Raw genomic sequence first — 26,757 nt, 5'->3', positions numbered from 1 at the left:
CATGTTAATTCACTACCCAATAAAACGAATGAGAATAATTATCCCTCACCTATAACTTAATATTTATGTCTGAATTAAGTATTTTTATAAGAATTTAAAATGTAAAAACGCCATTTATTTAACAGCGCTTTATTTGCGAGGCTGTATTAGCCAATGATTATGTTTTGCGACAACCTCAACGGGTAATATTTTAGGCAATAGCTGAGCGGTATTCGTAATATCATTCAATTGAAACGTACCACTGATAGTAAGCCGGCTTAGTTGCTGCTGCTCCAATTGTAGTTTTTTAGCCTGATAACGATTTAGCTGATCAATAGCAAGGTTTAATGGCGTGTGAGAAAAGCGAATTTGTCCATGTTGCCACATGGCAAACTGTGTAGCTGCAAGCTCAACGGCACGATCATCGTAGCTGTAATAACCTTGCTGTGCTTGTAATAATGTATTACCTAGCGTTGGATCATAAACGCTCACCTTGCCACGTTCGACAGCAATGATTGCATCATCTTCGACTCGATTAACATTAAAGCGGGTCCCCAATACTGTTACCGTAATTTCATCTACTACAACCAAAAAAGGCCTATGTACTTGTTTAGCTACATCAAAGATAGCCTGCCCTTTATGCAACTCTATACGTCGCTGTGAGTCATTATAATAAACAGCTAAACGAGTATCACTGTCTAGTGTGATCTCGCTACCATCAGATAAGGTAAACGAACCTGTTTCACCTACGGATGTTGTATAAACCTCAGGGTTAGGCTGCATATAAAAAGAAAAACCAATAAATGCAACTACCACAGAGGCCGCTATTGCGACTCTTCTTGGCCATTTCAGCACTTTTTTGTCATTTTGGATGGGAAGTAAAGCAAGTAGGTTATTAACGGTATCTGCAGGAAGGTTAGAAAGCTTTGCATCTAATGCTAAACATTGCTTAAAAGCACGACTGTTATCAGGATCCTCTTGTAGCCATTGCTGCCATTGCTGTAACAGCTCTTGGCTCGGGTTTTCTTGTAAGCGCAATAACCACTGCATTGCTTGTTCAAATGACGGGGTATTATTTTTAGTATTCTTCATTTGCTATTAATATCTCACGACAACGACTCATTGCTTTGATTAAATGTTTTTCGACCATACTTTGGGAAATCTGCATGTGCTCAGCTATTTGCGCCTGACTGAGGCATTTGTATTTATACAATACAAATGCCTCTCGGCACTTTTCAGGCAAACTCGCTACACATTGCTCTAATGCGTCAAGTTGCTGCTGAGCCATTAATGTTGATTCAGGGTTTAAGTGCTCTTGAGCGTATATCGCACTTTCTGCTTCTGGCAGCGCAGTAAATTGACATACTTTTTCACGACGATAAAGGTCAATCAATAAATTGTTTGCGGTTTTTAAAATTAAAGCACGGTTTTCAGTTTCTTTATTTTTATCAAGCTGCTTTGTATCTTGTTTTAATAGTCGGGTTATCGCTTCTTGGATCAAGCTCTGCGCTTTATCACGGCAGCCCGTTCGCCGCGCCATAATATTTATGACGTTGCTAAAATCGGAAAAAGGCATAGTTTACTACTGCGTTGTTAAAACAGGCCCTATTTTAATACAAAATAGAATTAAACTTAAATAGTAATAATTATCATTTATTGTTGATAAAAAATTCAATAGGCAATAATAATTTATGAGGAGCGGTTAAACCCTTCGGCACTTTGGGTAAAGGCGCTGCATCTGCTACTGTTTTTAATGCGGCTTTATCGAGCACGCTCACACCTGAACCTTTAACTATTTCCAGCGCTATCACCTTGCCATCACGCGCCAATACCACTTCCAAATACACCACGCCTTGCTGCTTTTTCATAATCGCACTTGTCGGGTATTTACGATACGCCATTAAGTGCGTCAGTAGATTTGCCGTCCAACTTTGCTTACCTTGAGCCACCAGTTGCTTAGACACACTATGTTGCTGTTTTGTTGTGGTCGCTACCGCTTGGCGTTTCGGCTGCTCAATTGCTGGCGGTGTAGGCTGCTGCTTTTTAGTCTTTGGCTGCACTTCTTGCTGTTTTTTACTTAACGGTTTAGGTTCTGTCACTGCCACTTTAACTTCATCTGGCTGTTTTTTAGTGAGTATTTTTTGTTTTTTTACCGGCTTTGGCGGGGGCATATTTTGCGTTACTGCCACTTGGCTCAGCGCCGCTTGTTCCGCTACTTTTTTAGCGTCTGAAACTTCAGGTTTAGGTGCTTGCGCCGCAATTAACTCTACCGCAATAACATTCGGTTGTTGTACTTGTATTGGCTGTGCTCTGCCTGTGAATTGAAAAAACACTAACCAAGCGATTAAAAAATGACACAACATAGCGAATAATACGCCCTGTATCACTTTAAAATATGGTTTAGATGAAGGCTCATTTACTTGACTAGGCTTGGAACATAGGTAGTTAATCACTAGCAAGAAGAGCAGTAAGCAAAAACTCACCAGCCAGATAGATTTACTTGTTAAGGCAATAATAATTAAACTAATAAACATACCAAGCGAAGCAAAATATTTTGCTTTTATGGGCACCACTCGTTTTGTTTGCCAGTTAACTAAGGTGTTACCGAACTTGGGGTGATTCAATAGCCAAGCTGCAAGCTTATCATTTGAACGGGTAAAGCATGCAAGTGCTAGGATTAAAAAAACAGTAGTCGGCATAACAGGCAGCAGCATGCCTATTATAGCCAAGGCTACGCTAAGGCAGCCTAGTATAAAATAGATGAACTTTTTGATTGGCAAAGTTTGCCTAAATGCGGCGCTTAACACTGATTAAGACAATTATTGATAAATAACATCAAGCAGCTGATGAGCAACAGCAAACGCATCTTTTGCACCTTGATAAAGCTCTAGCTCTTCATCTGCATTTAATTGTAACGCTTCAACTGCTTGCATAAACTCACGCCATTGACTACCACGACCATTACCTGGACCTGCTAAAAAGCGGGCACCAAAATCAGCATCAAGGCCTAATTGAGTTACCTCTTTGGCTAGCATGGCAGCACCAAGCTTCGAGCCTTCAATAACATATAACCAGCCTACTGCTTGTGCTAATGTTAGGTCTTCGATTTTAATTTGCTCAGCTAAACCCTCTGCTTTCATGCCTAGGTCTTGTAAATCGAGTGCAATAGCATCACAGCGATTTCTGCTTGCTAAGTCATCAAAAAACGCAGTTAACTGCTGACTGTTATAAATTGACACAACATGATTTAACAATAAATACTGAAAACGTAAAAAATCACCGTAATTCTCTTTTGAGGCAAAAGGTGATTGCGCCATAATTTTATTATCTAAGTTATCGTGTACTTCAGCTGTTGTACGCTTGAGCTGCGACATGCGTGGGAAGTTTACTTGGGCTATGCTAGACATAATTTGATTCTAATTTACCATCGTTACTTATAAAGACGAATGAACCGGTAATACCCACACCAATAAATATAATTTTTTTTCAGGAAAGTTCATAGTACAGTTATTTATGTAATAGTTACCAATTGACCACCCTATTTATATTTGTCAGGCATGTTATTTATTATGAAAGTAAAAAATGTTTTCACTGCATATAAAAATGCATGCTATCAAGCTCTGGGGCTATCTTTTGTGGCTTTAGGCATCATTGGTATTGTATTGCCTGTAATGCCTACGACTATTTTTTTTATTTTGGCGTTAGCCTGTTTTACCCGCTCATCACCCACACTGGCGGCTTGGCTACTCAGCCACCCTCGTTATGGCGTCACCTTGCAGCAATGGCAAGCATATAAAGTAGTGCCCAAAAGAGCGAAATTGTTTGCAGCAACGGGCATGTTTATCGGGTTAATCATTTTGATGCTTGGCCACCCTCCTTGGTGGGTTGTTGGCTTAGTCGCTAGCATTGAGATAGTGGTGATGATCTACTTACTTTCTCGCCCTTCAACAGCGCCTAAAGTGTAAATTTCGTAAATGTTGTTGTGATAACTAATGCAAATCATTACCATGTGTTGCATTATGCCTATAACATTTTTAATTATTTATGCCGTTAATTAATAAGCGCACGCTATATAGCACTAGCCGTGCACTGCACATTTACCTATCAACAGCCTTGTTATTTTTACTCATTTTATTTTGTATCAGTGGCATAGTGTTAAACCATGTCGATTGGCTTAAAGGTGACAAAAATGATGGCCAATACACAATCGCCTTACCAGAGACCTTGGTAACAAAAGCGAATGAAAACCTAAACACCTTACCAACGCTCTATTCTGAAATCGAAGCTTACCTAGCTACTGAGCATGGCTTAACGAAAGTAAAAAGTATTGATTGGGAAAAAGAAGATGCGCTAGTTATGCTTGATTACCCGCTGCCCGCTGGTTTTGCCTTTGCGGAATTCGACTTTATCAGTGGCGAGCTTAATTTAGAGTATCAAACTGGTGGCATTTTAAGTTTAATTGGTGACTTGCACAAAGGTCGCCATACAGGTGAAGCATGGAGCTGGGTGATTGATATATCAGCCGTGCTGATGATTTTATTTGCTATCACCGGCATGATTATTTTATTTCAAAATAGAAAAAAACGCTTAGTAGGAATATGGCTAACTGTGCTTGGGGTCGCAACACCTGCAGTCATTTATTTTTGCTGGGTTCCGCAACTTAAAGGAGTGTCTTAATGTTAAAACTAAACACCTTATTTGGCGCAGTAATATTATTTACCGCGGCTTTATTTCAATCAAATGCAGATGCATCCGAACTTGAAATTGAGTTCACCTTACCTGATCTTGATGTACAGCCTTACCACCGCCCATACGTGGCCGTTTGGCTTGAAACTCCCAAGCGTAAGCATGTAACAACTGTTGCATTGTGGGTAGAACAAGCTGAGTGGTTTAAAGACTTACGTCAGTGGTGGCGTAAAGCGGGCAAAAGCGATGCTAATTTTGACGGTGTAACAGGCGCAACAAAACGCCCAGGCAGCTACACAATTAATTGGGATGGCAAAGATCTCGAAGGACAAGCTGTCACGGCAGGTAAATACTTACTTAATTTAGAAGTAGTACGTGAAGAAGGCGGTAGAGATTATAAACGTGTAGAACTTGATTTAAGCAAAGACGGTAAAATCACTATCGAAGGTAAAAAAGAGTTCTCAGAAAGCTTCGTCACTATCAAAGCCAAGTAACAATATTAAGTAACTAGCAAGTAAAAAATAGACTTATACATTATTTTAATAAGGAAAGATTATGAAAATCAATTTACTTAAAAGCGCATTTATTGGCGCGCTTACATTTACAGCCCTTGCCTCTAGCTATGCAAGTGCGCATGCACAATGGTTAGTACCTTCTCATACTTCGCTATCTGGTGATAAAGCACACTATGTAATGATCGATGCTAGTATCTCTAATGAAATTTTTGCTCCTGATAAAGCGTATCGTCCAAAAGAAAAAGGCGCTGAGTATGACGATAACCTGATCATGGCAATTGGCCCAGACGGTAAACCTGTTAGCGACCAAATCCGCGCTTACTTTTTACAACGCAAAAATTCAGCTGCGGTAAAACTAGCAAGCGAAGGCACTTACCACATTGCATTGAAACGTGAACCACGTTTAATGACTTTCTACAAAAATGCAGCAGGCGAACGTCGTCGTGTATTTGGTCCAAAAACAAGCAAAGATATTCCTGCAGATGCAAAAGATGTGAGAACAACAAAGGCATTCTCAACGGTTGATACATTTGTTAGCCGTAACGGTACTTCAAAGCCTGCGCTTCTAGGTAGTGGTTTAGAGATCAGCGGCCCTACTCATCCAAATGACTTATTTGTTGGTGAAGAAGCGCGTTTTCAACTATTAAAAGATGGTAAACCAGCTGCAAATGTTGAGCTTGCTATTTTAAAAGGTGATACGCGCTACCGTAACGAACGTAACGAAGTAAAAGTAACCACGGATAAAGAAGGATTTTTCGCAAATACGTGGCAGCATCCTGGTTTATACCTTATTGAAGCAAGCATTAGCGAAGACTCTAAAGAAAAAGGTATCGACAGCATTCGTTATTCTCTATCTACTACTCTAGACGTAGCACCAGAATAATTAACGTTTGAATGTAAGTGGTTAGCATTGCTAACCACTTTTTATTTTCACTACTATTTAGTCTCATACACCATCTAAACTTTCGATATTTTCTTTACTGAAATAAATTTCTTTTAAAACAACACGTTAAATATTGGCTTTATTCTTGCCTTTAGAGACAAGTAATTAATCTAAATTAAAAAACGGGCACATAAATAATGACCAATAAATCCCTTTCTTTACTAACTAAAGCTCTTCCTATTGCCACTAGTCTATTCTTGCTCAGTGGCTGTATTGTGCATATTTCAACCTCAGGTTCAAATATACAACAGCAACAACAACTCTCACTGTCAGCAGCACAGTTACAGCAACTTTCTATTGATGCTGAATCGGGGTCATTACAAATAATTGGCTCAAGCACCGCCACTGAAATCACCGTAGATGCGACTATTTATACAGCAAAGATAGATGACGCTTACACTCTCACTCTAGAGCAAGCAGGCAACAAAGCAGTATTAATTGCAAAAGACTACAACCCAACAGGCATGGTTGTATACCAAGGTAATTCGCCAAGCATTGATTTAGTTGTGACTGTACCAAGTGCATTTAACCTTGATATAGATGATGACTCTGGCGATATTAATATAGCTGGTGTACAAGGCAGTATCGAAATAGACGATGACTCAGGCAGCATCACTATTAATGAAGGGCACAATATTACGGTTGATGATGATTCCGGGGACCTCGATTTGCAGAATATCACCGGTAATATTGAAATCAGTGACGACTCAGGCAGCATCAATATTCGAGATGTACATGGTAACCTGATTATCGAAGATGACTCTGGCGATATTACCCTGACCAGCATTACTGGCAGTGTCGATATTGACGATAACTCTGGCAGTATCTCTGCTAAACAGTTAGGCAGTTACATCAACATTGAAGATGAATCTGGCGATATTTATGTTGAGCACGTCAATGGCTTAGTCACGATTGAAGACGGCTCAGGGAGTATTCGCGTCAACGACAGCAAAGGCCTAACTATTATTGAAGCTGGCTCAGGCGATTTAAGCATTGATAATATCAATGGCCCGGTAAAACTCGACTAAATTTAACAAACCTGATCGGCACGGTTATGCTATTCAGTTAGCGTGGCCGTCAACCTACTAAGCTTCAAAGGCTATCAAAATCGTTGCTAGATGACATAAACACACCTTTCGAAAATCTAAATTTAAGGCATACTTACATCTAATCAGCATAATCTTGGAATCTGCAATGTTAGAAGTTGCTTTAATTTACTTAGCCGCAGCGATTGTTGCAGTGCCAATTGCAAAACGTTTAGGGCTTGGCTCTGTGCTTGGCTATTTATTAGCGGGGATTTTAATTGGTCCGTTTATTTTAGGTTTAGTAGGAGATCAAACCTCCGTCATGCACTTTGCTGAGTTTGGCGTGGTGATGATGCTGTTTTTAGTCGGCCTTGAGTTACAACCAGCTCGGCTTTGGAAATTACGCCACTCTATTTTAGGTCTCGGTGGCTTGCAAGTCACACTAACTGCGATGCTCATTTTTACCATATGCTATTGGTTATTAGCAATGAAATGGCAAAGCGCACTGGCTATCGGCTTAATGCTAGCGCTATCATCAACAGCCATTGTATTACAAAGCCTTGAAGAAAAAGGCTGGCTAAAAACCGAGGCGGGTCAAAACGCCTTCTCTGTATTACTTTTTCAAGATATTGCAGTTATACCTATTTTGGCTTTACTACCTTTGCTTGCATTTGAACCACAATTAAATACCACTGACATAAATCATTCTCTCACAGCCGACTGGCCCGTCTGGGGGCAAGTAATGGCTTCGGTAACTGTTATAGCAGCTATTATTTTAGCTGGTAAGTATATTTCAGCGCCGCTTTTTAGGTATATCGCCGAGACTCGCATGCGCGAAATATTTACTGTTTTTGCATTATTTTTAGTTGTCGCTATAGCAATAATTATGCAAAACGTGGGCTTATCTCCCGCACTCGGCACCTTCTTAGCTGGTGTGGTTTTAGCAGAAAGTGAGTTTCGTCATGAACTAGAAGCCGATATTGAGCCGTTCAAAGGGTTATTACTAGGGCTGTTCTTTGTTGCGGTTGGTGCATCGATAAACTTTGCTCTGTTGTTCGATCAGTTTGCTAATGTAGCTATGCTTGTGGTGGCTTTAATTGCCGTGAAAGCCGCAGTACTATATGCACTCGCTCGTGCTTTTAAAATACACCAGACACAACAATTACTCTTCACTTTAGCCTTAGCACAAGGCGGTGAATTTGCATTTGTATTATTAACAATGACCAACTCACTGCAAATTCTCACACCGGAACAAAGCAGTTTAACCACCCTTGTAGTGGCAATATCGATGCTGGTCGCTCCTTTACTTCTTATGCTTTACGACCAACTGCAAAAACGCAGTAATATAACCAGTGTGCCTGCATTTGATAAACCAGAGCAAATAAGCCCAGCTAAGCATGTGATCATCGCCGGTTACGGTCGGTTTGGGCAAATTATGGGGCGTTTATTGAGTACCCAAGGCTATGATATTAGCGTTCTTGATCACAGCCCAAGTCAGATTGATTTACTGCGCCGCTTTGGCAATACCGTACATTACGGGGATGCCGCCAGAAAAGAGCTCCTTGAAGCTGCTGGCGCAGATACCGCACAATTGCTGGTAATTGCTATTGATAATGCTGATAAAACACTTGAAATAGTTACCCTAGCCCGAAAACACTTTCCACAACTAAAAATAGTGGCGCGCGCAATCGACCGCCGCCATGCTTATCAACTACTGCAACTCGAGGTCGATGCATTTAACCGTGAAACGGTCGATTCGGCTATAAACTTAGGTGTTGAAACCCTTGAATTGTTAGGTAACTCAAAAGAAGATGCACAACGCGCTGGACATTTATTTAGAGAGCATGATCGCGAGTCTGTAATAAAACTAGCAAAACTTTGGGGCGACGATCACAGCTACGGCGTAGCTGTGCGTCAACGTACAGAAGACTTAAAACAAGTACTCAATCAAGATAAGCAAGCCCGCTCAAGCCTCAATACCTGCGACCAAGGCGATTGCGAGAAGCACACTAATAGTACTTAGACTTAAGTTATTACTGTTACTTAACTAAGTTTTAGTGTTAAGGGTATTTGTTAAAGATAAAGCCAGCACTTCTAGTTTCTAACCCAGTGCTGCGCTAAACTATCGGCATCTAAGTCATTGAGTATTTATCTTGCCTACAAATGCGACTCTTCGTCAGCCTTATTCTGTATTAGTGGTTATTTATAAAAAGAATAAAGATTTTTTATTAATTCAACGAACTGATGACGCTAACTTTTGGCAATCTGTGACAGGTGGTATTGATGAAGCTGAAACACCACAGGACACAGCGCACCGAGAGCTTTTAGAAGAAACAGGCATTGATGCCCGCGCATTAGGGATAACCATACGCGATCATCATAAAACCAATCAATATGCTATTCGTGAGCAGTGGCGGCACAGATACCAAGACGATGCATTAATAAATACCGAGCATGTGTTTAGCATCTGTGTGCCAGACGATATTACTATTCTACTAGACCCTAATGAACACACCGATTTTATATGGCTTACTCAACAACAAGCCGCAGAAAAAGCATGGTCACCCAGCAATCGCGATGAAATACTTAACTTAAAGTAGAAGCTACAAATACTTTAACCACGGCTTTTGAGTTGCTCGCTTGTACTGACTAAACCATTTAGTTGGCCAATACAAACTAATAGCTAATGAAGCCGCAATTAGCCAAATCCAGCCAATGTGATCAACACCAAAATAGCTGCCCTGATTAGCACCATACACAGCATGGCCAATAGCGTATATCACGAGCAACGCATAAAGGTGAACTATATAGAAAAACATTGGTACAGAGCCATAAATGCGCAGTGCATTTAAAAAGCGATTTAACGGTCGCTCAAATAGCCATAAACCAAAAAACATCAGCGCTAAAGTGATTAATAAAAAACTTAATGATGGTGGGTATTTAGTCACATTAAATACCGACATTAAGGTCTCTGCGGTGCTTGCAAATTGCTGCCAAGGCAAGGTCTCACCATAAATATTAAAACCACGTAAAATAGCAAAAAGTGCAACACAAACGAAGCCTAAACTGACTAACCATTGTTTACGGTCATCGCTATCGCGACTAGCCGCATAAAGTGGGCCTGCACAATAACCAAGTAGTATCACGCCAACCCAAGGCAGAACTGGATAACTAACTTTTACATCAATTAAACCACCTTGGGAGATATAACCGCGGTCATGCAATATAGTCCACAGAGTATAACCCCATTCATCTGGGCTAATACTAATTGGAGTAAGTAAGTTATGACCAAACACAATTAGTAAACCTAACAGCAATAACACCCGTTGCGGTAAATTAATTAGTAGCGCGAGCGTGAGCATACACAAACCGATTGCCCACATCACTTGCAGCCAAATCGTATGAAAATAGCCCATCCACGAAAAACAAATAACCGTGACTTCAAGGGCAATTAAAAATAGCCCCCGTTTAATCAAAAAGCTACGTGCTGAACGCGCAACACCATTCGCTGGGTGACTATACAACCACGCCGAAAGGCCGGTTAAAAATATAAAGGTAGGCGCACAAAAGTGCGCCGCAAAACGGCTCCAAAAAAGTCCTGGGCTTGTTGCGTCTACATCCATAGGATCAGACACCTGCATATGCAAAAAAAACCGTTCACGAACATGGTCAACAAGCATTAATAAAATAACCACACCACGCATTATATCAATGCTGTGGATACGGTTTTTAAGCTGCTTAGAAGTCATACGTTAAACCAAGTTTGAATTGTGTTGGCGCACCAGGGTAAGCCCATAAAGCGTTGTAACTACTGGCGATATAACTTTCATCAAATATGTTATCCACATTGAGTGATACTGCCGTACGGTCGGTTACTTGCCATTTAGCAAATAAGCCGACTAATTGATAACTCGGTAGACGGAATGTCAAATCCGCAGGATCGCCAAGTCGGTCTGAAATATATTGATAATGACCACCAATTTTGATGTCTTGCTCAAATACACGGGTATCATGATTTAATGAAAGCGAAAAGTTATTCTCAGGTACGTTAACTAATGGGCTGCCTTTTGGAATTGGTACTAACCAATCAACATTAACAACATCATTCGCTGTTTCAGCCTTTACATAGGCGTATGAGATTGTGTATTCAGTATTAGCTCCTAAACTGCCAGTTACATCAACTTCCACACCTTTACTGCTTACTTTACCAATAGGTCTTGAATAACCATTATCGTCAGCCACCAACATATTATCTTTGCCTGCATCAAATAAAGCAATCGTACCGCTGATGTCATCAAAGCCAAATTTCAAACCTATTTCAAACGAGTCACTTTCTTCAAAACCAAACGGTTCACCCTGGGCATCAGTGCCGCTTAATGGCAAAAAGCCTTCTGAATAACTGGTATAAAGATTAATCGCATCGTTTAATTCATACACCATACCAAAGCGCGGACTAACACGGTTTTCTTTACTAGTTGAGGCAACACCAGATTTGGTTTCAAGAATGTCTTGTTCGATTTCATCAAAACGCAAACCCACCATTACTTTAAAGCGTTCAGTAACATCTAATTGGTCTTGTAAATAGATGCCGTATGCATTTTGTTTTCCGTTGTTTTCATACAACGGCTCAACATCCGGGCCTTCGCCTGTGCTGTAATTTGGTTCATAAATATCAATAGTATACGTGCCATTACCGCCACGATAACGATACAGCCCAGTGCGTAGTTCATAATCATAAGCATCAGCACCAAGCAAAATATGATTAGTGATACCCGCTACTTCAAAGTGACCACTGAGCTCAAAGCGCAAGCTTAAATCTTCGGACTCATAGTCTCGATAGCGATGTTGGCGGGTTAAGGTGTGGCCATCATCAAATAATGATTGGCGTGATGGCGAAAGTTCCGCATCAGAAGAAAAACCATTGAGTGTTGCTGTACGGTAGTTTGCACCCAGTAATAATGTCCAGTCACTACTAAAATCATAGTCATAGCTTAACTGATGGCCCCGTGAATGAACCTTAGTAGGGCCATCGTTTGGATTACCTAAGAAGCGGTTTTCAGGCACAGTATCAAAATTATCGTTAAGAACGACAATACCACGATCATACATCTGCTGTTGATCAACGTACTCAAATTCATACGTAAGTGATGACTCATCGTTAATTTGATAATAAAGCGAAGGCGTGATCACAAACTTATCGTGGTGTACGTAATCTCTAAAACTATCGCTATCTTGCCACGCACCGTTGATTCTAAAAGCGATATCATCTGTAAGGCCGCCAGTGTAATCACCTTGTACACGTTTATGATTGTCACTACCCAGCTCAGCTTTTAATTGGCCTTGCTGATAAAACTGTGGCTTTTTAGTAATTATGTTTACCGTACCTCCTGGCTCAGAGCGACCATATAGAGCCGAACCTGGGCCTTTCAATACTTCAATGTAGTCGATATTTGACACGTCACGTGGACCCGCAAACCCTTTGCCACCACTAAAGCCATTAATTAAATAACCCGACGGCATATTTTCATTACCTGATAAACCGCGAATTGAATAGCTATCCCACAGTGCACCGCCGTTATTTTTACGAGAGATACTAGCAGAGAAATCCAACGCATCTCGAAACTTAGTAATACCATTATCAATCATCAAGTCTTGATCTAAAGTGGTAATAGACTGTGGCAACTCTTTAAGCGGGATACCCCCTCTAAAGGCTTGTTTGTGTTCAATAGTGATAGTTTCTAGGTCTGATTCTGCCGCAACAGAGCCAAACGAAATTGCCGCTACGGCTAAAGATAATGCAGTGTATTTCATAATCGATTTATAATTTATCAGGTACCAATATTTGTCGTTATAATATAACACATTAATATATTACTGTTATACAATAACATCCCAATATTTAGCATAATGACTTGTTTTACTTTACTGAAATAAACACTTGCCATGATTAAAAAACAACCAAGGATAGAAATGAAGATATTATGCGTTTTTTTATTGCTGATAACATCACAATTAGTTCACGGCCAAACTACCAGCATTTCTGATCAGCACCCTCTCGCTGACATACAAGTGCAGTTCTTAGATCAGCAAGGTCGTTGGCATCGACTACAAAAAATACCTAATCACCGATACCCACAAGAGTTACTTAATGTAGAAGGGAAAGGCTGTGCGATTGGTCATTTTGATATTTCGACCTCTGGGCAAGTTAAAAATATTAAAATTGCAAACATCGACCCAACACGCTTCAGCAAACAACTACAAAAAGTGACTCGTCAGTTAATACGAGATTGGCGCTGGCCTGAGCAAGAACAGCAAACAGAGCTCACAATGCGGTTTGATTACTGTTATGAAAGTGATAAAACCCGAGATGAAATCACTCAACACTGTATTACTCAATCAGAACAAGAGTGTGATTAAATATTTATGCTTTAGCGCTATTGAGCCTAAAGCCTGTATTGCCTACAATAGCGCACAATCTATTCAATGCAGATCACAATTATGACTGATACCAATAAACCTGAGTTACCAGACCAATTATCTATCAATCCACGCAGTAAGTTTTATGTTGAAGAAGTATTTGAACATGAAATTGGTGTAACCCTTAATGGCAAAGAACGCTTTGACGTTGAAGAATATTGCATCAGCGAAGGTTGGATCAAAGTAGCCGCACCAAAAGCACTAGACCGCCGTGGTCAGCCTTTACTTATGAAAGTAAAAGGCACTGTAGACGTGTTTTATAAATAACACGGCCTAAGAGCTAGCTTTCAAATACAATAAGCTTAACCATTAAATTTTGTTAAGCTTATTGTAAATTGCGTATTTGGCTTAGAATATAAAGTTAATTGGCCGTTCATACTATCTAAAATTCCTTTCACAATAGCTAAACCTAAACCACTGCCTCCGGTGTCTTTGTGATTCAGCTTGAAAAACCTCTGACATAATTGCTCGCGAGTTACTCCAACTAAGCCTTGCCCTTGATCCGCAATAACAACTAATATATGAGTTTGTTGAAGAGTTAATAACACATCGACCTGACCGTCACCGTGAATTAAGGCATTTTCGAGTAAATTTATAAACACCTCATATAAATGATGCTCAGAACCAATACAGTATTTATATTCTGCTTTTTCTTCAACTGTCACATTAATTATTTTATTTTTCCGCTCAAACTGTGGCAACAATGCTGCTACAGCCTTGCGTAGCACCCTCGATACTTGACTGCTTTGAACCTCTCTGGTTTGTTCTCCGTCATGCTCTAGTCGCGCCAATTGTAACAATTGACTCACTAGTTGCTGTAAACGCTCTATTTCATTTTGCACCAATGAGTAGTCTTGAGTTTGTTGCTGTTTTAGATTATTTAATTGCAAAGAGATAACAGCTAAAGGGGTGCGAAGCTCATGCGCTGCATCTGCAACAAATCGACGCTCGGCCTCAAATGCCAGCTCTAATTTTGCTAATGCACGATTTGCAGCATCAGCAAGCGGCTTAATTTCGGTAGGTAAGCCGTTCACGGGAATTTTTTGAACATCGCCCAAAGGTTGAATTTTTAGCGCAACTGCAGAAGCCGTTTTTATTGAGCTTAAAATCCACCTTACAAGCAAAGGTAATACAATCAAAGAGAGTAGAATACTTAACGGTATCACCAACAAAATGATCCTCTTAACCCTTTGCTCTATTAGTGGCTCCAATAGTTTACGTGTTTGCTGATCATGAACTGATACAACAATGATATTGTCATCTTTGAGTGTAATTGGAACACCTATTCGCCGACCTAAATCTTTAAATAAATGAAAGTACCAGTTACTAGCAAGAATGTTGGGCTTTAGTTTCAATGGTTTGGTTAGGTTTTTTGAATACCAAATTACTTCTCCGTTCGCTGAATATAATGTGTATTCAACAGTATCTGTTCCCAGCTTTAAAGGTAATGTAGTTAGGTCAGTTTGCTCCGTAACACCAGATACAATTCGCTGAGCTTCAACATGTACCAGCGTTCGTCTTAACTCGCCTGTTGTTTGATACATATATGTAGCAGACAGTAGCAACCCAGAGATAAGCATGCACACAAGAGCTATCACTAGTCGCCCAGTCAAACTATTTAAAATGGCTCTAATAAAACTGTTCAACAAGAAGTTTCACCCTGTTTCGTCAGTTTGTAACCCAAGCCTCTCACGGTTTCAATTTCACATTTTGCACCAAACTTCGCTAGTTTTCTGCGCACACGAGATACAACAGCTTCAACTGCATTCGGAGATGATTCTTCGTTAAAGCCATACAACCTGTCTTCAAGCTGATTTTTGATGATTACCCAACCAATTTGTGATGCTAATTCTGTTAGTAGAAGGTATTCTCGACGCGCTAACTTAATCGCTTCACCGTTTATAAACACTTGATTATGAACACTCGATATTGCTAAATTTGCAACTTGAACCATACCATCTGAAAAGTCTCGCGGACGACGCAATAAAGCTCTTAATCGAGCCTGTAGTTCAGACATCTCAAAGGGCTTCACTAAGTAGTCATCTGCGCCGGCATCTAAACCATCAACCCGGCTTTGCAACGCATCTCTGGCAGATAAAATTAAACAAGGGTTTTTATATTTTAACTCCGACCTGAACTGCTTTAGCAGTGTCATACCATCTAAATCAGGTAAGCCTAAATCTAGAATAATTAGATCATAATTGGTCAGCGCGACCATCGACAAGGCTTCTTTTGCCGTACCCGTTGCATCCACCGCAAAGCCATATGATAAAAAGCTATCACACAACAAATCTCGAAGTGCTACATGGTCTTCAATTACTAATAATCGCATTGTTTATTTTTATCTTAACGTTGTCAGGTTTTGGTCAGTTTATGTAGTTATGCTATCAAACACAACAATGATAATAACTATCATTTTCTATAACAAGTAATATTGAGACATGCTTTTTAACATTTATCACAACCTAACTAAGCCATATAAGCCTTTATTAAAGCGTTCTATTATAGAAACGTTCTTACGTACCCTCATAGCTATGTTGGGTGGTTATATAATAACCACATTATGGACAGCAGCTTTGGCAATTACTCTCCCAATGAAATCTGCGGATGCTGTATTAATGGCAACTATGTCTGGTTTCATTATTTTTACTGCTGTTGTAGTCGTTACTTATAAAGTCCAATTTTTAGCTAACTTAGTACTACTTTTTTTAAGCCTATCTTTACTGCCATGGGCAATATTACTCATTAAGGGAGTGCCGAGCTTTGAGTAATACTAAACAACCAGTAAAACCAAATTGGCGCCAAAGCAGTAGCTGGCTCCACACTTGGGTTGGCCTTTTCTTCGGCTGGATTTTATTTATGGTCTTTGTTACTGGCACCTTAAGCGTTTTTCGTGATGAGTTAACGAGCTGGCTAAGACCTGAAGTACTCGCTGTTGAGCATGCTAACCAAGAAGCTGGCTTAGCAAATGCTGTTAATTTTTTAAAGCAACAAGGAAAAGCATCTTATTGGTCTATTAACTTTCCTGATCGTTCGCCGACTATTGATTTAAAGTGGTTTGGCGAAAATGAAAAAGTATCAAAACGAGGAGGAAAATCGGCTCATTTAAATCCCGCAACCGGTGAACAAGTTCAACCAAGAACCACACGATTTATTGATTTTCTATATCGAATGCATTTTGAGTTATATAACTTACCAAGGAGTGGAGCCCGCTGGTTTATAGGCATAGCAACAGTAGCAATGTTTGTCGCTTTGATCTCTGGCGTAATTATTCATAAACGTATTTTTACCGATTTTTTTACCTTCCGTCCGCGAAAAGGTCAACGCTCATGGCTTGATTTACACAATGCAGCCTCGGTGTTGGCTTTGCCCTTCCATTTAATGATCACATTCAGTGGTTTATTGCTTTTAATGTACTTATTGATTCCTTGGGGGATTCAAGCAGCCTTTGACGGGGATGTGCAGCAGTACAGAAAAGCAAGTGGAGGGCGCGGTGGCGGAAGTGTTATTGAGCAAGTTCAAGTTACTCCAACTGAACTATCCAGTATCGGTGGTGACATTGACCTACAACTATCAACACTGACGCTACTTGCTCAAACACACTGGCCTAATGGAGTAAGCTCAATACGAGTAAAAAACCCTAACGGCCAACCGCATTTTCAACTATACCAACTCGGGGCAGATAGTATTGTGAGTCGTGGCCAAAGTGAATCTTTGAGCTTTAATAGTAAATCTAATCGACTCACATTACACACTATTGATTACGATAAAATCAGTACGGCTAGAAGTATTTATAATGTGTTAACAGCTTGGCATCTAATGAGGTTCGCCGATCCCATACAGCGCTGGCTATATTTTGTCGCCGGTATTGCTGGGTCTTTTATGATCGCAAGCGGCCTATTACTTTGGAGCAAACGCCGAGAACAAAAGTATGAGAAGCAAAAATTACCATCAAACCTACGCTGGGTCTCAACACTTAATATTACCGCGATCATGGGACTATTTGTTGCGTTTATAGTTACTTGTATCGCAAATAGAGTTATTGGTTACAGTACAGAAAAAAATCTCAGCACTGAAATTGTGATATTTTTTATTAGCTGGTCAGTATTCTTTGTTTATGCCTGGTTTAGAAATTGGCTGTTTTATAACCCAAAAAAAGCGTGGCGTGAAAGTTTAATCTTTTGTGCTATTAGTTATGCTGCCTTAGCTATTTATGATTTGTTATTTATTTTACCTGAACTTCATAACTCAGCCATTGCAACGGAAATCTTATTAAGCACGACAGTAATTCTTTTGTTATCAGCCCTAGCAGCTTTACTGACAGCCCAATGGCTACAACGAAATAGCCCAATGAAACAAACTAAAGTGACACAAGCATGATACCTGCATTATTTTACGCAATACTTAGCTTTATGGGCTTATTACTAACCATGGGACAACATCAACGAAAGTTGATCAATAAAAAGTTTAGTACAGCTCAAAATTATAGTTTGCAATTTGGTGCAATCGCATTACTTGTTGTTTCATCTTGGCCGTTAACCTCGCAATACGGTACATCTATTGGTTTAATCATGTGGGTAATGCTGTTAACACCAACTGCTTTTGCAGTAATGATGTTGCTTTCTTTCTCAGGCGCAAAAAAATTTTTATACACTCTGGGCTTCTTTTGTTTTTTTAGCCTAGGAGCTCTGATTGTTCAATTAATACTATAAGGCTAAAAATGAAATTATCTTATTTTTCTATGCTGGCGTTAACGCTATCCAGCACCGCGTCCGCTCACACTCTTTTGATAAAACCAACTCAGAATGGTCAAGCTGCAAACATTATGATTACCGAGCAGTTTTTTAAAGGAGATAGAACCTTAAATGCAAATAAATTAACTACACAAACATTAGCAACATCTGGTATTACTTGGCTTTCAAGCAATCAAACACAAGCAAAGGTATTAGAATACCCAATTGCTACAAAACAAAGCTCATTAATTTATAGCACTGCACAACCTCGCTATCGCGGCATTAAAAAAGGAGAGCCCGCAACCACTCCAACTAAAACACTGCGTATTGATGATTTCGCAAAAACATTTATTGGTGCAGATCCAGCCACACCAATACTTTCTGGTCAAAGGTTCGAAATTGTACCTCAACAGCACCCTGCCCTAGCAACAAAAGGGTCGAAGCTACAGTTTCAAGTGCTTTATAAGGGGCAGCCTCAAATTGCCAAAGTCAGTATTTTCCCTCCTGAAGGAGAAAGGGTTCGGATGAAAACATCTGACACGGGTATCTTTTCTGCAACTATAACCGCATCAGGAACTTGGGTCGTTAAAGCGGTATTTAAAAGCTCTGAGGCACAAGATGTTTTCAGCGGCTCTTACGAAGCAGCTGCTAGTTTATTATTTGAAATCTAAAAAAGGGCCTATAGGCCCTAATATTTTTTAAAACTCTAGCTGTAAACCTAAGTTAAAGCGGCGACCATCAAGGGTTTTCCCGTATTCTTCATAGCGTATTTCTTTATTCATCAAATTATAAATACCGCCATACACTCGCAGTGAGTCACTTAATCCATAACTTACACCTGCGTCAGCCAATGTATAGTCTGGGTATTGCCCTGCACCGATTTCACTGGTTTCACTTTTATAGTTAACGCGTGTCCAAAGGTTAAATTTATTACTGACCTGCCAATCTAAAGTTGCATTAAACATTTCTTTAGGTTGATTATTTAGTGGCTCACCTTGATTATCACCTGACGTAATTTCAGTATCATTATACGTGTAGCTGAACGATGTTTTGATATTATCAAAGTAGACAGAAAATGCGGCTTCAATACCTTTTAATTCAGCTGAATCTTCGTTCACATATTGATAAACCCGCTGGTAACCTCGATCTTGATAAACACAATCTTTTGCTAATTCCGAGCTTTCTTCACAAATCACATTCTTACTAATTTTATCATCATAATCAGTTTGATAGACTGTAATGCTGAGGTTGGAATCACGGCTAACAGACCACATAAGTGATGCTTCATAACTGGTACTGGTTTCTGGCATTAAGTCGTCATTACCAACATCTGCGCCGTCAATATTACGTCCACCACCCCCTTCAACCCAATTGGAATCTCCTTCTTTTAGATCAGGAGTTTTATAACCAGTACTAATACCACCTTTAAAAGTAAGCCCATCGGCTAAATGGTAAACAGCGTATAAGCGAGGCGTTAATTCGCCGCCATATTTTTCATCATCACTGTAACGTAAGCCACCAGTTAAACTGAAGTCTCTACTAACAGACCATTCATCCTCAATAAAAATAGCACTATCCCAACGCTCAAGTAAATCTAAGTTAATAGCTCGGGTAGGATGGTAAGCTTCCTGACTACGGTATTGAGCACCAAGAGTAAGGTATTGGTTTTTTAATGGAATTGTAGATTGACTATTAACGGTTGTTCTTTCGTAACGCGAATCTTGGGTAAGGTTATGCATGACTTCATTTTGTGCATAAGTTTGCGTGAAATTGTCTTTACCCCAATCGAAATCATGAGACAGTGTATAATACCGACGATCGGTATCTAACGAACTCTCGCCTGACTTTTCTGCCGTTCCAAATGATGCTCGTTCAGAGTAGCCCGCACTAAATTCTAACTCATTGCCTTCATTAATTTTCCAATATAGCTTAGTGTTCAAATCATTATTAGCATGGTCCTTGTAACCATTAGCAAAGCTATCTTCCTCACGATTGAAGTACGAACCAAAAACCGTCAAGCCTAAGGTATCAGCTTCATTAATTGAACCTGAGGCGTAGTATCTATAGGTATGACTATCACCTGACTCTGATTCAGATTGATTTACAGTTTCTACACCGACACTACCGTTCCATTGAGATGAAACTTTACGTGTAATCACATTAACAACACCGCCAAGCGCATCAGAGCCATAAAGTGATGACATTGGACCACGAACAACCTCAATTCTATCAATGGCTGAAATAGGGGGTAACCATCCAGTTTCTGCACCACCACCAACGCCATTATAATAGGACTGTGATGATCCTTGCGCCTTACCATTAACTAATATCAGCGTATAATCAGATGACATCCCCCGAATTGAAATCTCTGCGGTCCCGCCTTTTCGACCAGGCCCCCCTTCGATTGAAACACCAGGAACCCCCTGTAAAGCATCGGTAATGTCACGGTATGCTTTGCCTTCGATTTCTTCTCGGGTGATAATTGAAATACTCGCAGGCGCGTCAACAAGCATTTGTTCACGACCCGTGGCAGTAATAACAATGTGTTCAAGATCATCTGCCTTACTTTTTGTTTCAGCCATTAAATTATGGCTCGCAACAAGTGCCGAAATGGTGATCAATGAATGAACCGCTAAATACAATTTATTTTTTCGCACAATCTATTTCCACTAAAGATAAAAATTAAAGTGACATTAAAGCCACAGCTAAAAATTATTTTGTTAAATAATGTGCAGCAGTTTCATAAATACAGAAACGTGATTCCTTGGGGGAAGAACTTCAAATTTTAAGTAGGCTGAATTTGACGGGGACAACCAACACGCAAATGATAATGGTTATCACATGTGTTTGCAAGCTTGTACTTAACCTTTTATTCTAAACTAGTAACTTAACAATGAGGCATGCAACGCACTTTTATAGGCCTCGCGTGCTGGTAAAAGTGCCGTTATTATTGCAGCCACAGTGACTAAACCAGCCATCTGTAATGTGTGCCAAGTAAATAAACCTCCAACCAAAAACAAACCGAATTCTGTTGCTAACCAATCACCTAACATCATTAAGCTTGCACTAAGTAGTAGCACTGAGCTCACACTTGCCGCAAGAACAACCACTAACGCCTCGAGCAAAATTAAACTTAAAATAACTACCGGGCTGGCACCAACCACTCTTAACACGGCGATTTCACCTTTACGTTGTTGCATAGATGCAAGCAACATAGTTGATAAACCAAATAATGACGAGAGCAATACCAATAAACTGATCACACGTAGTAACTGCTCTACCGTGCCCATAAGCTGCCATAATTCGGTCATAGCAACGCCTGGTAACATGGCCATTAGTCTATCTTTACGGTAGTTGTTGAGTTGTCGTTGTAATGTAAACGTTGTGAATTTGGATTTTAGCCCTAGCATCACCGCTGTAACACTTTTTGGGGTTAAATCTATTGCGCTATTATCGTTTAGCAGCAGGCGTTGTTTACTTGCAGGTAAGTGAATGGCTTCAATTGCGGGTAAGCTAATGTGTAAAGTGTTGTCGACTGGTGTACCCGTTGCTTTTAGAATCCCTGAAATGACAAACGGTGTATTATCGTGCTTGGTAAAGCTGGTGCTGCCAATACCATGTGCTATAACTATTTTATCGCCCAATTTGTAGTTTAATTTTTTAGCTACATCGGCGCCAATCACCACATCAAATAAGTCGCTAAATACCTTACCACCTTGCATTTTCAATGGCTGTGCATCACCGTATTTATAATGTTTAAAATAACTCTCATCGGTGGCCATAACCCGAAACCCTCGGTGTGAATCGCCTAGCGATATGGGGACTGCCCACTCTACTTGCTTATTATTTTTTAATAACTCATAGCTTTCATAACTAATATTATTAGTTGCGCTGCCCATTCTAAAAACAGCATATAACAGCAAGTTCAGTTGCCCACTAGGTGCCCCAACAATCAAATCTACACCGGTTATAGAACGACTAAAACTCTGCTTGGCTTGTAATCGAATATGCTCAACACTCAGTAGCACACTAATACTTATCAACAATGATAAAAACGTAAGCACCACTGACTTTCGTCGGTTTGCTAAGCTTTTGCACGCAAGTGTGATTAACATCTGGCTCCTAAGTAGTTCATCTATACAAAAACACATGTGATATGTTATAACAAAATATAGTTGAGTTTATAGTCGTTATTTCTTATGTTTCGTGATTTACGCTTTGCCAGACACTTATTTTTATTATTAGTACCGTGTTTTTTAGTTGCTTTAAGCTCCCACGCCAATGTCAGCCAACCGGTAAGCTATCAGCAATTAGAGTGGACGCAGTTGATGCCTGCTGATGACTTGGATGCTTTATTAAACCCACCAGAGTCTTTATACGACATTGAAGATGGCTCAGAGCAAGACGATTTAGATGTATTCAAAGAAGGTGATGTGGAAGACCCTGAAACCACTCGTTACTTACAAGCATTATCGTCAAGCAGAGTGATAGCTGAATTTGACCAAAAAGCTATTCGTATCCCTGGGTTTATCGTGCCTTTGACCTCAAATGCAGAGCAAAACGTCACGGAGTTTTTTATTGTTCCTTACTTTGGCGCATGTTTACATATGCCACCGCCACCACCGAATCAAATAATCTATTCAACATCTGAACAAGGTATTAAATTGGATAGCTTGTATGAGCCGTTTTGGTTTGAAGGTACGTTAGTAATTGAAAGCATTGAAAACAGCGTGGCGAGTTCAGCGTACCGGCTTCAGCTGAACAATGTAGCACCTTACGAAGAGTGAGTTATAAGGCATGCCATTAATTGCGCCTGCCAATGAGCATCTGTTTGGGTGGCGATTATTTCGAGGCGGCTTTCAGCCACTTTTTCTAACGGTAACTCAGTTAACGTATCTGCTGTAAAGTTGTAACCGAATGTGCCTTGCTCTGTGAGTATAACAGCCTTCACACGTTCTACTTGCAAGCCACTCAACCAAGTGTACAGCGTATCTCTGTTAAAAATTTTATCCGCCGCAAAGCGCCAACCAATAGCTTGGTAACCTTCACCTTTATTTTCAACCATTAGCATGCCAGATGCTGGGATGGCGACACTGTTAATATCTGATGTATGACTGCGTTGATGTTGGTGCTCATGGTGGTGATGATCGTGGCTATCACGATTCCATGCCGTCTTTGATTCACCCTCTAACAATGCAGGTTCAATTAAGCCTTGCTCAGCAAAAATCACCGGAATTTGCTTACCTTTGCGTGCTCTTACATAGTCTTGCAATAGGCTTTTATCCCCTGCTTGATAAAGATCTTGTTTATTACCCAGAATAATATCCGCAATATCTATTTGTTGGTTGAATGTATCGTGGCTAGTATAGCGAGTGTCATGTAGCTTTCTTGCATCAACGAGTGTCACATTATTTTGAATATCCAACACATTTTGATAGTGCGCAGAATTTAAAACCTCTAGCACCTCTTTTGGATGACCAAGTCCTGTCGGTTCAATTAATAACCTGTGTGGTTGGGCCTGTTTTAATAGTTGGTTTAGTGCAACTTGCATAGGCAACCCAGCTGTACAGCACATACAACCACCGGGCACTTCTGTTATAAATACTTCGTCGCTTTTTCCATTTAAGTTATTTAGTAAACCGCCATCAATACCGATTTCGCCAAACTCATTTACTAATACGGCCCAACGTTCACTCTCTGGTTTATGTTTAAGTAATGACAAAATTGCCGTTGTTTTACCTACCCCTAAAAAGCCAGTAATTATATTAGTTGGAATACCTTGTAATGGGTTCGTGCTTGAATTCATAGGGAGTGTTTATAATCTCACGAGAAGAAATAATACAAAGTTATAATTACTTATAACTTGTCGTAGCCTTGCGGAAACTTATGGTCAATAACCACCGCATTGTGAGCATGTAAACTTTCTTGATGCTCAACTTTGAACCAATAATCCGATATTTTCTCGTTGTTTTCCAGCGCTTGTTTTAAACGCCTTGCAGCATCTTCACAAAACATCAGGTTTTCGGCATTTAATTTTGCAAATGCTTGCTCGTCTTCGCGTTTTACCGCTGTTTGTACGGGCGTACCAATCACGTCTTCAAAGTTTTTGATCAGCGCTGAAAAGTCAGGTAGCTCACTATGCTGTAATTGTAACTTTAAATATGCAAATGAACGTTGACTATGCGGTGTAGCAACAGAGCCTTGTTGCGAGCTTATCCACGTTAATAATGCCTCTTTTGATACCGACTCTTCGCTAAATTGCGCGGCAATTGCATCACTCATCGCTTGTCTTGATAGCGCGGCAGAGCAAGGGCAAGTGCTAGAATAAGGAATACTTAATGACAGCTCTGTATTCATTTTTTCATTGATATATTCACAACGAATACTTACCGGGTAAGTTTGATAACCAAATTGCCCGCTCAGCAAAGCTGGCTTTCGTATCGTTAATTCAAAATCTAACTGCAGTCTTGCAGCTAGGCTTAAGCCCTCTTGTGAGCTAACGAGCGTCTGCAGTAAAGCTGTGAGCGCCCCTATTGTAAGTGGTTCATTGGTTAATGACTCTTTTAACCGCAAATACAGCCGAGACATATGAATGCCTTTAGCATCCGCCTTATCTAAACTCACAAACACGTTCGCTTTAGCAGATAGTGATGAACTAGGTTGCTCTGCAAGTGTTATTGGTAAGGCTATACCTTCCATACCCACCCATTTTAAAGGTAACGAAGCCGTTGTAAGTTGTTTAGATGTAACATCAGGTAAATTCATATTTATTATCTATCTTTTCATTCTTAGCGATTAAATAACAAAGGCATAGCAATGCCAGTTGTTGTAATTAGGTTTTGACCATCAAATACTTGCTCGCCATTAACCCAAGTAGCCTTTATTTTTGCCGGAAAACGGTGGCCATCAAATGGCGTCCAACCACATTTATAACGGGCTGTTTCATGACTTGCTAGCGTTGAGTCATTCATATCAACTAACACTAGATCAGCAAAGTAACCTTCACGAATAAAGCCTCTGTCTATAATGTTGTAGCGTAATGCAGGGTTATGGGCCGTTTTTTCAACTACTAGCTCTATGGTTAAACGCTGTTGCTGTACATGCTCAAGTAAGGTGAGTAACGCGTGTTCAACTAACGGTAGGCCAGCAGGGGCTCGCCTATAAGGAGTCTGTTTTTCATCCCATGTATGCGGGGCATGATCAGTGGCAATAATATCAATTTGACCATTGATTACTCCTTGCAACAACACATCACGATCACTCTTAGCTTTGATCGCAGGGTTACATTTAATCAGGTTCCCGCGCTGCGCGTAGTCCTCTTCGCTAAACCACAAATGATGAACGCAGGCTTCGGCAGTAATATGTTTATTACGAATATCACCTGTTGAAAACAAGCTTAGCTCTTTTTCTGTCGTAATATGTAACACATGCAATTGGCTTTGGTGCTTTTTAGCCAGTCCGACAGCATAAGATGAAGAAGCATAACAGGCCTGCGTATCACGAATAATTGGGTGATGTTGTATTTCTAAAGGTTGCCCCTGTAAGGTCTCAAGGTTTTTGGCAATAACACTGCCATCTTCACAGTGTGTAACTATAAGCGTTGGACTGTGTTTAAATATTTGCTCTAACGCAACTGGATGCTCAACCAATAAGTCACCAGTCGATGCGCCCATAAAGACTTTTACCCCACAGTGACGCGTAGGATCGAGCCGTTTTATCTGCTCTAAATTGTTTTCTGTGGCACCTAAATAAAAACTGTAATTTGCCAAAGAGTAATCACGCCCTAGCGCAAACTTTTGCTCCAATGCTTCAATGGTCGTGGTTGATGGGCTCACATTAGGCATTTCCATAAAACTAGTAATACCACCAGCAACGGCAGCCCGCGACTCACTCGCTATATTACCTTTATGCGTTAAACCAGGTTCACGAAAGTGTACTTGATCATCAATCATGCCGGGTAATAAATAACAGCCATCTGCTGCGATTATAGTATCGCCAGCTTGTGCTGAAATTTCTGTTGCTATTTTTTCTATCCGGCCATCAACTATGCGTACATCACTAATGTATGACTTGCCTTCATTTACAATCTTAGCCTGCTTTATTAATGTCACTTTCAATTTGCTTGCTCCGATACACTACCAGTGCACGGGCACTCTTCATCATCTTTAGCTAAACATTGGCGATAATTAAACCAATGCGCAACAGCAATAAAAGCCGCACCAACAAGCGTAAATCCTTTCTCGCCTAACTCACCGAATAACGCCTCACCAGCCAGGGCGCGAGCACACTTTGTTAATGATGTTAACCAAACAACAATTCTTCCCTAAAAGCATCGTCATAACATGCTCTTACGCACTTACTTCTTATTGAACCCTTACTTTTCGTATGCTGTTTTACCA

Annotated in this window: 27 protein-coding genes; 14 read left to right on the top strand and 13 right to left on the bottom strand. The window is 40.2% G+C overall.

The window, feature by feature from the left end:
• Positions 1 to 129: 129 nt before the first annotated feature.
• The 4 genes from QMA12_RS09645 to QMA12_RS09625 all read right to left on the bottom strand — a co-directional run bounded on the left by QMA12_RS09645 (position 130) and on the right by QMA12_RS09625 (position 3,386).
• Complete coding sequence (locus QMA12_RS09645; protein ID WP_290209887.1) at positions 130 to 1,071, bottom strand: FecR domain-containing protein; 942 nt, start codon at positions 1,069 to 1,071, stop codon at positions 130 to 132.
• Positions 1,058 to 1,555 (bottom strand): sigma-70 family RNA polymerase sigma factor, encoded by a 498-nt coding sequence (locus tag QMA12_RS09640; protein WP_290209885.1) that lies wholly within the window; start codon positions 1,553 to 1,555, stop codon positions 1,058 to 1,060. Before QMA12_RS09640 ends, QMA12_RS09645 begins: the two co-directional genes overlap by 14 nt.
• A 73-nt stretch (positions 1,556 to 1,628) precedes the next feature.
• Positions 1,629 to 2,786, bottom strand: coding sequence for a TonB family protein (locus QMA12_RS22215; RefSeq protein WP_356948022.1), 1,158 nt, complete (start codon positions 2,784 to 2,786; stop codon positions 1,629 to 1,631).
• Positions 2,787 to 2,798: 12 nt separating this feature from the next.
• On the bottom strand, positions 2,799 to 3,386 hold the full coding sequence (locus QMA12_RS09625; protein WP_290209884.1) for a biliverdin-producing heme oxygenase: 588 nt from the start codon (positions 3,384 to 3,386) through the stop codon (positions 2,799 to 2,801).
• A 162-nt stretch (positions 3,387 to 3,548) separates the two neighbouring features.
• Here QMA12_RS09625 and QMA12_RS09620 point away from each other — a divergent pair, with 162 nt between their 5' ends.
• The 7 genes from QMA12_RS09620 to nudB all read left to right on the top strand — a co-directional run bounded on the left by QMA12_RS09620 (position 3,549) and on the right by nudB (position 9,748).
• Positions 3,549 to 3,944 carry a YbaN family protein gene (locus tag QMA12_RS09620; protein ID WP_290209883.1) on the top strand — a complete coding sequence of 132 codons (396 nt, stop codon included), beginning with the start codon at positions 3,549 to 3,551 and terminating at the stop codon, positions 3,942 to 3,944.
• Between the two features lie 79 nt (positions 3,945 to 4,023).
• Positions 4,024 to 4,656, top strand: coding sequence for a PepSY-associated TM helix domain-containing protein (locus tag QMA12_RS09615; RefSeq protein WP_290209882.1), 633 nt, complete (start codon positions 4,024 to 4,026; stop codon positions 4,654 to 4,656).
• Complete coding sequence (locus QMA12_RS09610) at positions 4,656 to 5,159, top strand: DUF2271 domain-containing protein (protein WP_087531363.1); 504 nt, start codon at positions 4,656 to 4,658, stop codon at positions 5,157 to 5,159. The genes QMA12_RS09615 and QMA12_RS09610 overlap by 1 nt, the downstream gene beginning before the upstream one ends.
• Before the next feature lie 61 nt (positions 5,160 to 5,220).
• Positions 5,221 to 6,063, top strand: coding sequence for a DUF4198 domain-containing protein (locus QMA12_RS09605; protein WP_290209881.1), 843 nt, complete (start codon positions 5,221 to 5,223; stop codon positions 6,061 to 6,063).
• 197 nt (positions 6,064 to 6,260) lie between these two features.
• Positions 6,261 to 7,151, top strand: coding sequence for a hypothetical protein (locus tag QMA12_RS09600; protein ID WP_290209880.1), 891 nt, complete (start codon positions 6,261 to 6,263; stop codon positions 7,149 to 7,151).
• A gap of 166 nt (positions 7,152 to 7,317) precedes the next feature.
• Entirely contained in the window at positions 7,318 to 9,171 is a 1,854-nt protein-coding gene (locus QMA12_RS09595) for a monovalent cation:proton antiporter-2 (CPA2) family protein (protein WP_290209877.1), read from the top strand.
• 130 nt (positions 9,172 to 9,301) lie between these two features.
• A complete protein-coding gene (gene nudB, locus QMA12_RS09590) occupies positions 9,302 to 9,748 on the top strand; it encodes a dihydroneopterin triphosphate diphosphatase (protein ID WP_087531367.1) in 447 nt (148 codons plus the stop codon).
• A gap of 3 nt (positions 9,749 to 9,751) precedes the next feature.
• Here nudB and QMA12_RS09585 read toward each other — a convergent pair whose 3' ends face one another.
• Both QMA12_RS09585 and QMA12_RS09580 read right to left on the bottom strand, forming a co-directional pair.
• Positions 9,752 to 10,897: a heparan-alpha-glucosaminide N-acetyltransferase domain-containing protein gene (locus QMA12_RS09585; RefSeq protein ID WP_290209873.1), complete on the bottom strand. Its 1,146-nt coding sequence runs from the start codon at positions 10,895 to 10,897 to the stop codon at positions 9,752 to 9,754.
• Complete coding sequence (locus QMA12_RS09580; protein ID WP_290209871.1) at positions 10,887 to 12,959, bottom strand: TonB-dependent siderophore receptor; 2,073 nt, start codon at positions 12,957 to 12,959, stop codon at positions 10,887 to 10,889. The genes QMA12_RS09585 and QMA12_RS09580 overlap by 11 nt, the downstream gene beginning before the upstream one ends.
• Positions 12,960 to 13,118: 159 nt before the next feature.
• Between QMA12_RS09580 and QMA12_RS09575 the strand changes: the two genes are divergently transcribed.
• Complete coding sequence (locus QMA12_RS09575; protein ID WP_290209869.1) at positions 13,119 to 13,565, top strand: energy transducer TonB; 447 nt, start codon at positions 13,119 to 13,121, stop codon at positions 13,563 to 13,565.
• 81 nt (positions 13,566 to 13,646) lie between these two features.
• Positions 13,647 to 13,892, top strand: a complete 246-nt coding sequence (locus tag QMA12_RS09570) for a DUF3297 family protein (protein ID WP_176372494.1) — start codon at positions 13,647 to 13,649, stop codon at positions 13,890 to 13,892.
• 35 nt (positions 13,893 to 13,927) lie between these two features.
• Here the strand turns inward: QMA12_RS09570 and QMA12_RS09565 are convergent, their stop codons facing one another.
• Complete coding sequence (locus QMA12_RS09565; RefSeq protein WP_290209866.1) at positions 13,928 to 15,223, bottom strand: HAMP domain-containing sensor histidine kinase; 1,296 nt, start codon at positions 15,221 to 15,223, stop codon at positions 13,928 to 13,930.
• Between the two features lie 44 nt (positions 15,224 to 15,267).
• Positions 15,268 to 15,957 (bottom strand): response regulator, encoded by a 690-nt coding sequence (locus tag QMA12_RS09560; protein WP_290209864.1) that lies wholly within the window; start codon positions 15,955 to 15,957, stop codon positions 15,268 to 15,270.
• Positions 15,958 to 16,066: 109 nt separating this feature from the next.
• On the opposite strand from QMA12_RS09560, the gene QMA12_RS09555 reads away from it, so the two are divergent.
• The 4 genes from QMA12_RS09555 to QMA12_RS09540 are packed head-to-tail and all read left to right on the top strand — an operon-like array spanning position 16,067 to position 19,029.
• Positions 16,067 to 16,396: a hypothetical protein gene (locus QMA12_RS09555; protein WP_290209862.1), complete on the top strand. Its 330-nt coding sequence runs from the start codon at positions 16,067 to 16,069 to the stop codon at positions 16,394 to 16,396.
• Positions 16,389 to 18,005 (top strand): PepSY-associated TM helix domain-containing protein, encoded by a 1,617-nt coding sequence (locus QMA12_RS09550; protein ID WP_290209861.1) that lies wholly within the window; start codon positions 16,389 to 16,391, stop codon positions 18,003 to 18,005. The genes QMA12_RS09555 and QMA12_RS09550 overlap by 8 nt, the downstream gene beginning before the upstream one ends.
• Entirely contained in the window at positions 18,002 to 18,337 is a 336-nt protein-coding gene (locus QMA12_RS22210; protein WP_290209859.1) for a DUF3325 domain-containing protein, read from the top strand. Before QMA12_RS09550 ends, QMA12_RS22210 begins: the two co-directional genes overlap by 4 nt.
• An 8-nt stretch (positions 18,338 to 18,345) precedes the next feature.
• Positions 18,346 to 19,029 carry a DUF4198 domain-containing protein gene (locus QMA12_RS09540; protein WP_290209857.1) on the top strand — a complete coding sequence of 228 codons (684 nt, stop codon included), beginning with the start codon at positions 18,346 to 18,348 and terminating at the stop codon, positions 19,027 to 19,029.
• Between the two features lie 27 nt (positions 19,030 to 19,056).
• Here QMA12_RS09540 and QMA12_RS09535 read toward each other — a convergent pair whose 3' ends face one another.
• Positions 19,057 to 21,015, bottom strand: coding sequence for a TonB-dependent receptor (locus QMA12_RS09535; protein WP_290209856.1), 1,959 nt, complete (start codon positions 21,013 to 21,015; stop codon positions 19,057 to 19,059).
• Between the two features lie 222 nt (positions 21,016 to 21,237).
• A complete protein-coding gene (locus tag QMA12_RS09530) occupies positions 21,238 to 22,473 on the bottom strand; it encodes an ABC transporter permease (RefSeq protein ID WP_290209854.1) in 1,236 nt (411 codons plus the stop codon).
• 84 nt (positions 22,474 to 22,557) lie between these two features.
• Between QMA12_RS09530 and QMA12_RS09525 the strand changes: the two genes are divergently transcribed.
• A complete protein-coding gene (locus QMA12_RS09525) occupies positions 22,558 to 23,145 on the top strand; it encodes a DUF3299 domain-containing protein (RefSeq protein WP_290209852.1) in 588 nt (195 codons plus the stop codon).
• On the opposite strand, the gene QMA12_RS09520 is transcribed toward QMA12_RS09525, so the two are convergent.
• Genes QMA12_RS09520 through QMA12_RS09510 form a run of 3 tightly spaced genes read right to left on the bottom strand, consistent with a single transcriptional unit; the run spans position 23,133 to position 26,475 of the window.
• Positions 23,133 to 24,164: a GTP-binding protein gene (locus QMA12_RS09520; protein WP_290209850.1), complete on the bottom strand. Its 1,032-nt coding sequence runs from the start codon at positions 24,162 to 24,164 to the stop codon at positions 23,133 to 23,135. The two genes, QMA12_RS09525 and QMA12_RS09520, sit on opposite strands and share 13 nt — an antisense overlap.
• A gap of 50 nt (positions 24,165 to 24,214) precedes the next feature.
• On the bottom strand, positions 24,215 to 25,129 hold the full coding sequence (gene folE2, locus QMA12_RS09515) for a GTP cyclohydrolase FolE2 (RefSeq protein ID WP_290210040.1): 915 nt from the start codon (positions 25,127 to 25,129) through the stop codon (positions 24,215 to 24,217).
• Positions 25,130 to 25,146: 17 nt separating this feature from the next.
• Positions 25,147 to 26,475 carry a dihydroorotase gene (locus QMA12_RS09510; protein ID WP_290209848.1) on the bottom strand — a complete coding sequence of 443 codons (1,329 nt, stop codon included), beginning with the start codon at positions 26,473 to 26,475 and terminating at the stop codon, positions 25,147 to 25,149.
• Between the last annotated feature and the right edge of the window lie 282 nt (positions 26,476 to 26,757).

The organism is Pseudoalteromonas sp. APC 3893, assembly GCF_030408095.1.
In the GTDB taxonomy this organism is placed as follows: Bacteria; Pseudomonadota; Gammaproteobacteria; order Enterobacterales; family Alteromonadaceae; genus Pseudoalteromonas.
The sequence above is the reverse complement of the archived record's forward strand: the minus strand, read 5'-3'. Positions and strand labels throughout refer to the sequence as shown.

Excerpts from the sequence above, each read along its gene's own strand:
- QMA12_RS09645 (WP_290209887.1), bottom strand. The coding sequence starts at position 1,071 with ATGAAGAATACTAAAAATAATACCCCGTCATTTGAACAAGCAATGCAG.
- QMA12_RS09640 (WP_290209885.1), bottom strand. The coding sequence starts at position 1,555 with ATGCCTTTTTCCGATTTTAGCAACGTCATAAATATTATGGCGCGGCGA.
- QMA12_RS09625 (WP_290209884.1), bottom strand. The coding sequence starts at position 3,386 with ATGTCTAGCATAGCCCAAGTAAACTTCCCACGCATGTCGCAGCTCAAG.
- QMA12_RS09620 (WP_290209883.1), top strand. The coding sequence starts at position 3,549 with ATGAAAGTAAAAAATGTTTTCACTGCATATAAAAATGCATGCTATCAA.
- QMA12_RS09615 (WP_290209882.1), top strand. The coding sequence starts at position 4,024 with ATGCCGTTAATTAATAAGCGCACGCTATATAGCACTAGCCGTGCACTG.
- QMA12_RS09610 (WP_087531363.1), top strand. The coding sequence starts at position 4,656 with ATGTTAAAACTAAACACCTTATTTGGCGCAGTAATATTATTTACCGCG.
- QMA12_RS09605 (WP_290209881.1), top strand. The coding sequence starts at position 5,221 with ATGAAAATCAATTTACTTAAAAGCGCATTTATTGGCGCGCTTACATTT.
- QMA12_RS09600 (WP_290209880.1), top strand. The coding sequence starts at position 6,261 with ATGACCAATAAATCCCTTTCTTTACTAACTAAAGCTCTTCCTATTGCC.
- QMA12_RS09595 (WP_290209877.1), top strand. The coding sequence starts at position 7,318 with ATGTTAGAAGTTGCTTTAATTTACTTAGCCGCAGCGATTGTTGCAGTG.
- QMA12_RS09585 (WP_290209873.1), bottom strand. The coding sequence starts at position 10,897 with ATGACTTCTAAGCAGCTTAAAAACCGTATCCACAGCATTGATATAATG.
- QMA12_RS09580 (WP_290209871.1), bottom strand. The coding sequence starts at position 12,959 with ATGAAATACACTGCATTATCTTTAGCCGTAGCGGCAATTTCGTTTGGC.
- QMA12_RS09575 (WP_290209869.1), top strand. The coding sequence starts at position 13,119 with ATGAAGATATTATGCGTTTTTTTATTGCTGATAACATCACAATTAGTT.
- QMA12_RS09570 (WP_176372494.1), top strand. The coding sequence starts at position 13,647 with ATGACTGATACCAATAAACCTGAGTTACCAGACCAATTATCTATCAAT.
- QMA12_RS09560 (WP_290209864.1), bottom strand. The coding sequence starts at position 15,957 with ATGCGATTATTAGTAATTGAAGACCATGTAGCACTTCGAGATTTGTTG.
- QMA12_RS09555 (WP_290209862.1), top strand. The coding sequence starts at position 16,067 with ATGCTTTTTAACATTTATCACAACCTAACTAAGCCATATAAGCCTTTA.
- QMA12_RS22210 (WP_290209859.1), top strand. The coding sequence starts at position 18,002 with ATGATACCTGCATTATTTTACGCAATACTTAGCTTTATGGGCTTATTA.
- QMA12_RS09540 (WP_290209857.1), top strand. The coding sequence starts at position 18,346 with ATGAAATTATCTTATTTTTCTATGCTGGCGTTAACGCTATCCAGCACC.
- QMA12_RS09530 (WP_290209854.1), bottom strand. The coding sequence starts at position 22,473 with ATGTTAATCACACTTGCGTGCAAAAGCTTAGCAAACCGACGAAAGTCA.
- QMA12_RS09525 (WP_290209852.1), top strand. The coding sequence starts at position 22,558 with ATGTTTCGTGATTTACGCTTTGCCAGACACTTATTTTTATTATTAGTA.
- QMA12_RS09520 (WP_290209850.1), bottom strand. The coding sequence starts at position 24,164 with ATGAATTCAAGCACGAACCCATTACAAGGTATTCCAACTAATATAATT.